Annotated in this window: 9 protein-coding genes; all 9 read left to right on the top strand. The window is 28.7% G+C overall.

Annotated features, from left to right (window positions below; genetic code table 11):
- Positions 1-207 precede the first annotated feature (207 nt).
- The 9 genes from HALHA_RS10545 (at position 208) to HALHA_RS10510 (ending at position 13,431) form a co-directional block, all read left to right on the top strand.
- Entirely contained in the window at positions 208-2,115 is a 1,908-nt protein-coding gene (locus HALHA_RS10545; RefSeq protein ID WP_015327754.1) for a phosphoadenosine phosphosulfate reductase domain-containing protein, read from the top strand.
- Positions 2,116-2,132: 17 nt separating this feature from the next.
- The gene (locus HALHA_RS10540) at positions 2,133-3,002 is read left to right on the top strand and encodes a DUF4007 family protein (RefSeq protein ID WP_015327753.1); all 870 of its coding nucleotides are present in this window, start codon (positions 2,133-2,135) and stop codon (positions 3,000-3,002) included.
- A gap of 10 nt (positions 3,003-3,012) precedes the next feature.
- Positions 3,013-6,765 carry a hypothetical protein gene (locus HALHA_RS10535; protein WP_015327752.1) on the top strand — a complete coding sequence of 1,251 codons (3,753 nt, stop codon included), beginning with the start codon at positions 3,013-3,015 and terminating at the stop codon, positions 6,763-6,765.
- Positions 6,762-7,907 carry an aminotransferase class V-fold PLP-dependent enzyme gene (locus HALHA_RS10530; RefSeq protein WP_015327751.1) on the top strand — a complete coding sequence of 382 codons (1,146 nt, stop codon included), beginning with the start codon at positions 6,762-6,764 and terminating at the stop codon, positions 7,905-7,907. The genes HALHA_RS10535 and HALHA_RS10530 overlap by 4 nt, the downstream gene beginning before the upstream one ends.
- 106 nt (positions 7,908-8,013) lie before the next feature.
- Positions 8,014-9,780: an ATP-binding protein gene (locus HALHA_RS10525; protein ID WP_015327750.1), complete on the top strand. Its 1,767-nt coding sequence runs from the start codon at positions 8,014-8,016 to the stop codon at positions 9,778-9,780.
- Positions 9,781-9,803: 23 nt separating this feature from the next.
- A complete protein-coding gene (locus HALHA_RS10520; protein WP_169314489.1) occupies positions 9,804-10,262 on the top strand; it encodes a GIY-YIG nuclease family protein in 459 nt (152 codons plus the stop codon).
- Positions 10,263-10,340: 78 nt separating this feature from the next.
- Positions 10,341-10,505: a hypothetical protein gene (locus tag HALHA_RS13515; protein ID WP_015327748.1), complete on the top strand. Its 165-nt coding sequence runs from the start codon at positions 10,341-10,343 to the stop codon at positions 10,503-10,505.
- 715 nt (positions 10,506-11,220) lie between these two features.
- The gene (locus HALHA_RS10515; RefSeq protein ID WP_015327747.1) at positions 11,221-12,885 is read left to right on the top strand and encodes an AAA family ATPase; all 1,665 of its coding nucleotides are present in this window, start codon (positions 11,221-11,223) and stop codon (positions 12,883-12,885) included.
- A 309-nt stretch (positions 12,886-13,194) separates the two neighbouring features.
- A complete protein-coding gene (locus HALHA_RS10510) occupies positions 13,195-13,431 on the top strand; it encodes an SHOCT domain-containing protein (RefSeq protein WP_015327746.1) in 237 nt (78 codons plus the stop codon).
- The last annotated feature ends 100 nt before the right edge of the window (positions 13,432-13,531 follow it).

Here is a 13,531-nt window from a genome sequence, read left to right as displayed (position 1 = left end):
TTAAATATAATCTAGGTTTTATTTATTTTAATCATTAAAATTAGTTTTAGAAGAGGTTATTTGTCTTTTATATAGTAATACTTAATTAGATGTTTTTAAGACTAGACAAGTGTAAGATAATAATTTATAATTAACTGTTGGAGTACTATTTTAGATTTAGTAATAAAAAATTGAATATCTATTTTTATAATATAGCAGGTGATAGTTATGGAAGTATTTTGGTGTAGTAATTGTGAGGTTCCAGTGTTACAAACAATGAATAAGGATAAAAAAAGAGCAGAGGAAAATCCTTATTTAGATATTGAAGATGAAGTTATTGAGTGGGTTTTAGATAATGCAGGTAATGAAGCAGATTATTTTAAATTTATCCAGTTAAAAAAAGAAGTAGATAAGAGGATTGAAAATAAAAAGGAAAAAACAGAAATAAAAAAAGAGATAATTGAAGAACCTACAGTAGATTTAAAAATGGGTAATAGAGATAAATTATTAGAATTCACTTTTAGATATTTAGAGCTAAAGTTAGCAGATCAAGAAGATAACAATAATCAAAAACAATTTTGTCCAAATTGTAATAATGAAATAAATTATGTGAGTAAAGATATTAGACCAGTTTTTATGAAAGAACGGATAATGCTTAGTATTCTGTTAGATAGAGATGTGACTGAATCTAACATTTGGAATGGAGTGGGAAATAGATACATTATCGATGGTGAAACAAGTGATATAGTAATTAAAGATTTATATAATGCTGATAATCTAGATCAAAAGATAGAAAAGATACAACAGAAAGTTGAAGAAAATGATCGAGAAGTGGATTTTTCTAAGTTTATTGAAGTAAATAGAGAGCATTTTAATTATATTGATAAAAATGCTATTGATTTTATTGAAAAAACATCTGAAATTTTTAATAAAAGATTAGAAGTTGTTTCTTTCAGTGGAGGAAAAGATTCTACCGTAGTTTCTGATCTTGTAAGAAGGGCCTTTAGTAGTCAAGATGTTTTGCATGTATTTGGTGATACTACTCTCGAGTTTCCCTTTACTTATGATTATATTGAGCGGATTAAAAATAAACCTAATCGTCCTCCATTTCTTCCAGTAGATACTCCTAACCAAAGTTTTTATGATTTAGCTGAGCAGTTTGGCCCGCCTAGTCGAGTTATTAGTTGGTGTTGTAGTATTTTTAAAACAGGGCCAATTGGTAATTTGTTTAGGGAAGTAGCAAATCAGCAAGAGATCTTAACATTTTATGGAGTTAGGCGTTCGGAATCTACTTCCAGAAGTAAGTATGATAAAATAACGCAAAGTCCTAAGATTTCTAAACAATTAGTAGTTTCTCCAATTATTGATTGGCATGATTCGGAAGTGTGGTTGTATCTTTTAACGAGAGGAATAGATTTTAATGAGGCTTATAAATTAGGATTTACTAGAGTTGGTTGTTGGTGTTGTCCTAATAATTCAGCTTGGTCAGAATTTTTATGTAAGATTTTTATGCCTAAGAGAGCTGAAAGTTGGAGAGATTTCTTAGTTGATTTTGCTAAAAAAGTTGGTAAACCAGACCCTGAAGTATATGTGGATACTGGTAAGTGGAAAGCTAGACAAGGAGGACAAGGTTTAGATACAAGCAATACTGTTTTAGAAGCTGAACCCTGTGCTTTAGAAAATAAGGCTAAAAACTATGATTTAACACGACCAATTGATGATAGTCTATATGAGTTCTTTAAACCTTTTGGGGTTATTAATAAAGATATCGGCGATCAAATGTTAGGTGAAGTTTATATTTTAGAAGCAGGAATCCCAAAAATTAAATTACAAGGAAATAAAGGAAGTAATCAGCTTAAGATTATAGTATTTGAAGAAAATTTAAAACAAATAAAAGAACAGCGAACTAAAGATAAGAAATTAAGTTCCCATTTGTTATTTCAAAGGATTGAATGTCAAATCAGAAAGTATCAGTCCTGCATAAGTTGTTCTGCTTGCTTAAATGTCTGTTCTAATGATGCAATAAGTCTAACTAGAGGATATAAAGTTGATGAAGAAAAGTGTGACCATTGTATGGATTGTGTTGCTCATTTCCATAAAGGATGTTTAATTACTAAGGCAATGGTCGATTATTAAATAGAAAGAGGGATAAGATGAGTTATAGTTTTGCTAGACACGAAACTTTTCATATTAGAACAGGATGGTTTCGTAAAGGATTAGATGCTATTGAAAAAAATAATCATATATTTTTAGAAACTATTCTAGCTATGGATGAGTTGGGAATAGGAAAAAATATGGTATCTGCTTTAAGATATTGGATGAAAACTGCAGGTTTAACAGAAGTGGATTTTAATAAAAGAAAGAAAATTCAAGTTAAGAAAAAATTAGCTAAAGAGATTTTAGAGTATGATGAGTATTTTGAAGACCCGGCTACATTTTGGTTATTACATTTTAATATAGCAACTAATAAAGAATCAGCAACAAGTTGGTACTGGTTTTTTAATCAATTTAATCATTTAGAGTTTAATGAGGAATTATTTATAGAAAGATTAAAGAAATATATTAAAAGGACAGGAGAAGAACCTCCAGCTAAAACCTCTTTAGAAAGAGACTTTAAGGTTTTTAGAAGAATGTATTTATATGATCCAGAAGAAAATATTTCACCTGAAAATTCAATGGAATCTCCATTTCGAGAATTAAAATTACTTGTTAAAACAGATGAAGGAAATTATAGAGTACAAAGACCTGATGTTGATAATTTACCACCTAGAATTTTGTATTATTGTTTATTAGACTCATTAGATAATGAAGATTCAGTTAATATAGAAGAGGTTTTAAATGATGAAGGTTCAATAGGAAAAGTTTTTAAGCTTAATATGACTTTATTACATGAATACTTAGAGCATCTACAAGAACTTGATTATTTACGGTTAGATAGACAAGCTGGGTTGAACTCAATTAAATTAAAGAAACTTTCTAAGGGTGAAGTTTTAGCGGAATACTATAATTCTAAATTAAGATAAGGGGAAAGTGATGATAATGCCAAAGGATACGCTATCATTTATTAATACTGAGAATAGTTTTAAATATTCAGTAAATATAAAGTTTGATATTGGAGATTTTGAAAAATTAAATAATTATGTACCAACTGCTAAAAACATTAAACTTTTTCAAGAGATTTTTGATTCTTTTAAAGATAATGCAATTAGTCGAGCTCATCTTCTAATTGGAGCTTATGGGACGGGTAAATCTTTATTTGGAACAGTTTTAGGTACAATATTATCTAATAAACAGGATCCTAAAAAATATGATAATTTTATTAGTAAAATAGGTAGATTTGATAATACATTAGCCACTAGATTAGAACAAGAAATTACAGAAAAAGATCCTTATTTAATAGTATTACCTACAACAGATGGTGGTAGCTTTAAGCAAAGTATGTTGGCGGCTTTGCAACAAGCATTAAGTAAGAATGGATTAGAAGATATATTCCCAGCTACTTATTTTAATTCTATAATACATAAGTTAGAGCAATGGGAGAAAGATTATGAGGCTACCTATAGTGATTTTATTGATTTATTAGAAAAGGAACGTGGAGTAGATATAGATGAGTTTAAAGATAAAATAAATAATTTTGACCAGGAAAGTTATCAGTTCTTTGTGAATAAATATCCTAAATTAACTTCTGGGGGAGAATTTAATCCTTTTTATGGTTGTAATTTAGAGGATATTTATCGAGCTGTTAATAGTGAGATAAGAAAAAGAGGGTATCAAGGGATTTATGTTGTTTTTGATGAGTTTAATAAGTTACTTGAAAGAAATGTTGAAAGTTTTAATAGTAAGGAATTACAAGACTTTGCTGAAATGGCTACTAGAAGTGGAGAGAATGAAATCCACTTACTATTAGTTTCTCATAAAAAAATGGTTCAATATACTACTGATTTATCTGAATCCCAAGTTAATGAATGGAAAAAGGTTCAAGAAAGATTTAAAACATTAGATGCTACTGAGTATTCTAGTCAAATCTATGAATTAATGTCTAATGTTATTGTTAAAGAACAAGATTCTTGGGAAGAATTTCAAGAGAATAATCAAGAAAACTTTGAGTTTTATAATAAGTGGATTAAAGATTTAAATATTGGCCCTGATTATAATGAACAGGAAAAGGAAGAATATATTTTAAGAGGCTGTTATCCTTTACATCCTTTAACGACTATTTTACTACCAAAATTATCGCAGAAGATAGCTCAAAATGAAAGGACTATTTTCACTTATTTATCAACTGAAGAGGAAAATACTTTAGGAGAGTTTATTAAGGAGAATAGAAATGAGGATTTTCCAATAGTTAAACCTTCTAGTATTTATGATTATTTTGCAGATTTAATGCAACAAGAGTTAGATTACACTCAGGTTCATCAAGCTTGGGCTGATTCAGAGAGAGCTTTACAGAAAATTGAATTTGATGAAAAGAACAAGCAGGAATTCATTAAAAGTCTAGGAATTATAACTGCAGTTAATAACTTTTCAGAGATTCCACCTTCTAAAGAAATATTAAAATTTGCTTTAGATCATTTAAGTGAACAAGAATTTGATAATTTAGTTGATAAATTAGTTGAATCTAAAGTTATTTTACACCGCAAGAGTTTAGATCATTTTGTATTTTTTGAGGGAAGTGAAATTGACTTTAATAAAAAAATAGAGGAAACAAAGGCAGAACGAGAAAATACCTTTTCTCCTAAATATTTATTAGAAGAGAATTTTAAACCAGCTCCAATTTATCCTAAAGAGTATAATCATCAATATAAGATTCGTCGTTATTTTGTAAGTGATTATTTCTATTTAGATGAATTAAAAAGTATTAATGATTGGGATGAATATTTAATTGAACATAATGATAAAAATTATGAAGATGGACTGATAGCTTACCTTTTATTAGAATCTAACCAAGAGATAGAAGAAGCCACTAAATATATTGAAGAAATGAGTGATGAGATAAATAGTGACAGGGTAATCTTTGTACGACCTAAAAAGCCTCTAGAATTAAATGAATTATTAAGAAGTTTTGATGCTCAAAAGATTCTAAAAGAAGATAAAGAATTTTTAAAGCAAGACTCTTTAGCAGAGAAAGAATTAAATGCTTATATAACTGAGACTAGACAATTGTTAGATAATAAATTAACTAAATTCATAGAACCTTATTATGATAATGCTTTATATTATCACCAAGGTAGTGTAATTTCTAGAATAAAGTCACGTAGAGATATATCTAAAAAAATATCTGAAGTTTGTGAAGAATATTTTGCTAAGACTCCAGTTATTAATAATGAATTAGTTGTTAAAAATAAAATAAGTAGTCCCCAAAAATCAGCTCGTAAAGATATAAATAATAGATTAATCTTTAGGGATTTAACAGAAAGATTAGGTATTGAAGGATATAGACCTAACTTTTTAATTTATCGAACTATGTTAATTAAGACTAAATTATTATTAAAAGAAGGTAAAGAGTCAGAGAACTTAATGTTTAATCCAGAGATTTTAGATAATGAGTCCAGGAAAAATATAGAACAAAATCTAACTCATACTTCAGATGGTGAAGGAAGTAAGGAAGGAATAGATGAAAATTTAAAAGAAATTATTAGATTGATTAGAGAAAAACTATACTGTTCAACGGATAAAGTGAAGTTTAAAGAAGTTTATGATCAATTAAGAAGACCACCTTATGGACTTAGATTAGGCATTATTCCTATTTTATTAGTAATAGCAGGTGAAATAGATGATGATTTAAAACATGCAATCATTAGACATAATGGTGAAGAAAGGGAAATCAATGCTAAGTTATTTGAAAGAATAAATAAACATCCAACTAGATATACAATTGAAAAGACTACTTGGGATTCTGCTAAGGAAGAATATATTTTATTTTTAGAGGAACTTTATGATGATAGATTAGAAGAAAATAATAGTGAAGAAGTAAATAGATTAAAAAAATTATATAATGCAATTAAAGAATGGTACCAAGGATTACCGAAGTATTCTAGAGAAACTACTGAATTATCTAAAAGTTCAGTAACTATTAGAAAAATTTTAAATAAGAGATCCTCAGAAGTAAAAAGGATTTTATTAGAGATTATACCTCAAAAGCTATTAGGGACTTCTATTAATGAAAATAATGTAGATGAGTTAAAAGAGCTAATAACTACTTTCTTTAAAGAACATAATCAAGCTTATTATCATTTAATAAATAAATTACAGATTTCAATTTGTAATTTATTTGCTAGTGCTAAAAATGTTACTTTCAAGGAAAGTTTAGCAACTTGGTATCAAAACTTAGATAAGAAGGCTAAAACTAATACTTATACTCGGGAAATAAATGCTTTTTTAAATATTCTACGAAAATTACAAATTAGTGAAATTGAAGAAGAAAAGCTATTAAATGAAATTTGTAGAAGTTTAACTGGTTTTGATATAAATGATTGGAATGATAAAACGGTAGAAGATTTTTTAGATAATATTAAAGATATAAAAGAAGAAGTTGAAGGAATAGAGTTAGAGGAATCTGATGAGGAAAAAGAGAATAATGTTTATGAATTTGTTTTAGTTGATAAAGATGGAGAAAAATATGAGCGAAGATTTGAGGAAGTTTCTCTAGATGGTTTATCTAAAGTATTAGAAAATAAAATTAAAAGTAGTTTTGAAGATATAGGTCCAGCAGTTAGTGATCGAGAAAAGCAGCAGGTTTTAATTAATTTAATGAAGGATATGTTTGAACAGGATGGGATAGTATGATTTATTTTGATAATGCTGCAACTACTTATCCGAAACCAGAGTCTGTTTATAATGAAATGGATAAATTTTATAGAGAGTATGGAGTTAATGCAGGACGAGGTTCTTATCAAGTGGCCAATGAAGCTAGTAGACTAATAGATGAAACTAGAGAAAAAGTGGCTTCTGTACTTAATGTTAAGCAGAATAAAGAAATTGTTTTTACTGAATCTGCTACAATAGCAATTAATTTAATATTAAAAGGTTTAGATTGGAATAAGGGGGATGTGGTTTATTATTCTCCCTTTGAACATAATGCTGTCTTAAGAAGTTTGTACTATTTAAAAGACAAGTATAACTTAAAATTAAGACAGATTCCTGTAGAAGAAGATAGTTTAGAATTTAAATTAGATAAGCTAAAGCAGATGTTTATTAAGGAAACACCTAGGTTGGTAGCTGTATCTCATGTTAGTAATGTATGTGGGCTAATAGCTCCAGTAGAGCAGATTGCTAAGTTGGCCCGGGAATACAATAGTAGTGTTTTAGTTGATGGAGCTCAAGGTGCTGGGCTAGTTGATGTTAATTTAGAACATGTTGATTATTATGTATGGACGGGGCATAAGACTTTTTATGGTCCATTTGGAATTGCTGGAATCATAATGGATGAAAATGCGGAAGAACCTGCTACTTTAATTCATGGTGGTACGGGAAGAGCTTCAGAAAGAAAGAATATGCCACAACAGATTCCAGTTAAATACGAAGCAGGCAGTAGTAATATTCAAGCTATTGCTGGTTTAAATACTGCATTAGAATGGTTACAGGAAAAGGATATTGAAACTATTTTTAAGCATGAAAAAGAGTTAACTCAAGAATTAATAGCAATGTTAAATGAATTTATGGAAATAGATATTTTTATTCCAGATAATTTAGAGAATCATTTTAATGTTGTATCAGTTAGTGTTTCTGGTTATTCCCCACATAATATAGGAAAAATTTTAGATGAAAAATTTAATATAGCGGTAAGGACTGGATTACATTGTGCTCCTGAAACTCATGAATTTTTGGGAACAATGCCTAATGGTCTTGTGAGATTTAGTATTGGTTATTTTAATGACAAAAATAATATAAATAATTTAAAAGATGCATTAAATGATTTTTTAATATAATAAGTAAAAATAATCATCAAACAAATTTCTGTTATTATGCAGGAATTTGTTTTTTTTTATATAAATAAATGGTAAGAATTTATATTTATATATTGGGAGGGGTTAAATGTATAATAAAGAAGAACTAGGAATGGATGCTTGGAGGTTATGTTATGGATTGAGTCGTATTGGATATACTCCTGTAACTGCATTATGTGATATAGTAGATAATTCTATTAGGGCAAATGCTAGTAATATAAATATTAAAATTTTAAAGAAAAATAAAGAATATAATGATAGAAGAAAGAATAATGTTCAGGAATATCTTGTGATTGATGATGGTTGTGGTATGAACAAATCCAAAATGAAAGAAGCATTAAAATTGGGGTCAACTGATGAAAATTATGAACAGAATTCATTATCAAAATTTGGTTTAGGACTCAAATCAGCTTCATTTTCTCAAGGAAATGAACTACATTTAATTTCTTCATCTGCCGATAGTCAGTTTAATAAATTTATTGTGTCATTACCTGACATAAAACAAGAAGGTGACTATTTTGCTAAGGAAGTTGAATTAAATGATAAAGATAAAGAGTTAATTGAAGAAAATTTAGATGAGGGTAAAGGAACTATAGTTAGAATTGCAGATGTTAGAAATGATGATCATCCAAGTATTAAAAATACAGTTAGTGAATTAAAGGAAAAAGTAGGAATTAATTATTATTATTTTATTAAAGAAGATGGGGTTCAAATTTCAGTAGATGGTAATGTTATTAATGCATTTGATCCACTTTTTATCGATGAGGCAGAAGCAAATGGTAATCTAAATGAACATGACTGGGATGGTAAGAGTGTTAAATTTATTGAAAAATCACAAGAAGTAACGTTAGATGCAGATGCAGGGGTGAAAGCAAAAATTGAAGTAACTCAATTACCATACCCTCCAATATTCAAACTTGAAGAAAAAGGTAAAGATAAAGAAATAAGAGATAAATATAATATTGGGGCTGGAAATTATGGATATTATGTATATAGAAATAAAAGATTAATATCTAGTTCAGATAATTTAGCAGAACGGTTTAGTACAAAAAATGGACCTATTATTCCACTAGACCAAGACTATTATTCATTTAGAGGACGAATATTAATAGATGATTCAGCAGATGATTGTTTTAATATAGATGTCAAAAAGTCAGATATTACTTTATCTGAAGATGCTTGGAGAACTATTAGTGATTTATCTGCTCAATATAAACGAAAAAGTAGAAAAGCCTGGAATAATGCTTCAAAGTTATATAACGAAAGATTAAATGAAACTTCAAATAATAAATCAAATGATATTGCTAATGAATATGAACCGCCAGAAAATTTACCAGGTGAACCTTCTGGAGAAGAAGAGGAGAAAAAAAGAAGAGAAGAGGAACTTGAAAAGAAATATGGGCAGAATAAAGAAGAAGGTAAAGAAGAAGGTAAAGAAGAAGGTAAAGAAGAAGGTAAAGAAGAAGGTAAAGAAGAAGGTAAAGAAGAAGGTAAAGAAGAAAAAAGCGAACATAGGTTTATAAAGAAAATTGATAGGGTTGAAAGTATAGATGACCATTTGCTTTGGGAACCATATTATGATACTGATCGTGAAAATTGTGTAAGAATAAATACCTCTCATAGATTTTCACAATTAGTTTTTGAAGATAATAGCGATAATACTGCTATGCAAGTATTATTTGAACTTTTTCTATTAGAAGCTGTGGAAGCAGAACATTATGCTTATAAAAATGTAGAAGATTTGGAAATGGAACAGGTTGAAAAATTAATTACTGAATTTAGGCGTTATACTTCAAGATATTTAGAAGAATTATGCAGAAGAGTTGAAAATGAATTACCGCCTTTTAATGAGTGATTTTTATGGATAGAGATATGAAAATGAAATCAATTGTAACATCTGTTTCTACAATTTTTAATGGTAATCAAAAAGCATATATATACATATTAGTGTCTAAGAAATGGGAGGCTGTATATGTTGGGCAAACTAATGATGCATTAGGAACTTTAGGAAGACTTTCTTCCCATATGCAGCCCAATGGTGCTTTCAGAAAAAACTTTGAAAATAAAATTGGGATAGGTCTTGAAAAAGCCAATGATGTAATGTTATTATCATTTGTATTACCAAGTAAAAGTGAATTTATTAATGCTGGCAGTTCTTATCGAGAGGCAGTTGAATATTTAGTTCAAAAAGAGTTGCAAATTATTAGAGGAAACTTAGATCCATCTTTTAAGGTTATATCTAATGTTAGATATATTGATTTGGCTTCTAAATCTATAGTTAAAAAATGTGCTAGAAAAATTGTAAATAAATTTAAAGAAAAATATGAATATTTATAAGTTGTTTAAAAGATAATTAATTACTGAAGAATTATAAGTTATTATTTTTAATTTACTAAATTAAAAGGAGATTATAGAATGACAGAAAAATATGAATTATTTAAGGTAGCTAATGAATTAGTTTTTTCTGATTCAAGAGAGAAAGTAAAAGAGTACGCTAGAAGTAAAGATATTGATAGTATTTCTTATAGATATTCATCTAATGATAAAGATTCATTAAAAGAAATTGCAAAAGAGATATAAATTCTGTACGGGCCAACTTCTACCAACTTATAGGAGACATCACTATAAACTTCATAGTCATGTCTCCTATAAAAAATTATGACAGTTTCCATTCCACTTTCAATGGTGATCTACAACCTGCAAAAATCGCAGGACCCGGTAGATCACCATTTTTCATTCCATTCCAACCGTCAGTGCAATTAAAAGTTGCTTATCTTTAATAGGACGTCGTGAACTATGCGATTAGGTGACATTAAAACGTCACCTAATCGAAAGTTAACGACATCGAGTTGCAGTAGCATGGCGTCACTTTGTCGCCATGATGTCGTCAAATCAGAGGGGAACATTTTAAATTTATTTACTTATTACTAAATAAATAGCGTAGTTGCAGGCTTTGTAAGGCTTAATTATGTTAGTTATAATAGAAAAAAGCTACCTGCCAGGACTTCAAATCCAGTGGCAGGCAGCTTTAGTTGTCTGTGGTGGGTTCGATTCCCACACTTTCCCGCCCTTATCATTGCAAGGCTTGAGGACTGTTTCTAAGAACAGTCTTTTTTTAGTTTTTTGGACACCCAAATTTATAATCTACCTATTTTTAGGTTCTGTTCTTATTTCGTTTTCTAAGATGTACCATTGCAACGCTGATGTTAAAAGATAATTTTTTAATAAAATTTCTTTTTTTATTTTATATTAATTTAATGGTATAATAAAAATAATGTAAGTATGGAGGTGAATTATGAAGAAATTACCAATAGGTATTAGTGACTTTAAAAAGTTAAGAGAAGAAAATTATTATTTTGTAGATAAGAGTTTATTTATTAAAGAAATAATAGATGAAGATGCCGAAGTGATTTTATTACCTCGACCTCGTCGTTTTGGTAAAACACTTAATATTTCAATGTTACGCTACTTTTTTGAAAAGAACAAGCAAGATAATAGTAATTTGTTTACTGGTTTGAAAATTGAAGAGCAGAAAGAGTATTTGGAGCACCAAGGGAACTACCCTTTAATTATGCTAACTTTTAAAGATATAAAGGAGAATAATTGGCCAAGAACTTATACAAAATTAAAACAGGTTATAGCTAGAGAGTATAAACGACATAAATATTTATTAGAGAGTGATGTATTAGATAAATATGATAAAAAACAATTTCAGGATATTATATCTTTGCAAGCTGAACTTCCTTTTTATGAAGATGCTTTAAGAAGCCTTTCTGAACACTTAGCTAATTATCATAAAGAAAAGGTAATGATTTTAATTGATGAATATGACCAGCCGATCCAACGGGGATATTTAGCAGGTTACTATAAGCAAGTTATGAATTTTATGCGTAATTTATTAAGTGGTGGTTTAAAGGATAATCTACATTTAAAGAAAGGGGTTTTAACGGGAATTTTGCGGGTGGCGAAGGAGAGTATCTTTTCAGGATTAAATAATTTATTAGTTAGTACCTTATTAGATAAGGTTTATGATTCTTATTTTGGGTTATTAGAAGAAGAAGTTGAAGAAATATTTAACTATTATAATTTAGCTTATCAAGTTGACCAGGTTAAAGAATGGTATAATGGATATAGTTTTGGTGAAAAAATAGTTTATAATCCTTGGTCAATAGTTAATTGTATCTACCAAGAAGGTGAGTTTAGACCTTATTGGGCCAATACTAGTGGTAATCAATTAATTAGAAGGTTAATTACAGAAGCAGGTAGTGAAGTAAAGAAAGATTTAGAATTGTTGTTACAGGGAACAGATATTCAAAAAGAGATTGATGACAATATTGTTTTTTCAGATTTAGAACGGAAGAATACTACTATTTGGAGTTTTCTATTATTAAGTGGCTATTTAAAGGCAAGTAACCAAGAAAGAGATTTAGGCCATTTATACTGTCAGCTTGAAATTCCTAATTTAGAGGTAGAGTATATTTATCGGAGCATTATTTTAGATTGGTTTAAGGAAAATCTAAATAATGAAGAACTAGAATGGATGCTAAAGAGTTTAACTGAAGGTGATGTAGAGACCTTTAGTAAGATATTTAAAAAGATAGTTAAATCCTCTTTTAGTTATTTTGATCTTGGTAGAGGTAATTCAGAGAATTTTTATCATGCTTTTGTATTAGGATTAGTAGTTAATTTACGAGGTGAATATCAAGTTAAATCTAATCGAGAAAGTGGTTATGGACGTTATGATGTAATGTTGATTCCTAGTAGTAAAGATAAATTAGGAATTATTATGGAGTTTAAGAAGGTAGATCAAGATGAAAGTTTAGAAAGAGGAGTTAGAGAAGCATTAGAGCAGATAGCAGATAGAGATTATAGAGATATATTAGAAGAACTAGGGATTAATGATATTTTAGAGTTAGGAATAGCTTTTTGTGGTAAAGAAGTGATGGTTAAAAGTAATTAGGAAGTTGGCCCGACGTTTTAGTTAATTCACACAAAATGAGAATAGAAGTAGTGTGGCAGGTTCTCGCCCTTATTATTGCAAGAACTCATGACTGTTTTCCAAAAACAGTCTTTTTTAATTTTTTGGAGCTGGTTTAAGAAATAATCTTTAAAGAAATTTAGTATTCTCTTAATACTTTCTTAACATTCCCTCTGTATACTATGTATACAAGATAATTTATAAATAAAATTTTAAGTAATGAAGCATTATGATTGATGGTAATCATTAAAAGGTTAAATAATAATTTTTCAATATAAGGGGGATAATTTAATGTGGGGGAGTTTTTGTTCAGGATTATATAATTATAGTTTTACTGGTTGGCAATTTTTAGGAATGATGGTATTACGTTTAGGTCTATTTGTAGGAATGATATATTTAGTAATTAGATTAATAATACCCAAATCTAAAAGGGAAGATAAAGCTATGCGACTTTTGAAAGAAGAATTTGCTAAAGGGTTAATTAGTAAAGAAGAATTTATTGAAAGAAGACAAGTACTAGATAAATAAACTAAGGAGCTGATAAGATAAAAAAATTTATTCGTAATTTAGTTGTAGTAGCAGTTGTTTCATTAATATTACATGGAATTTGGGAGTTTATTCAATGTGG

Origin of the sequence: Halobacteroides halobius DSM 5150, from assembly GCF_000328625.1 — a bacterium.
Classification (GTDB): Bacteria; Bacillota; Halanaerobiia; order Halobacteroidales; family Halobacteroidaceae; genus Halobacteroides; species Halobacteroides halobius.
This window is presented reverse-complemented; position numbering and strand designations above follow the sequence as displayed.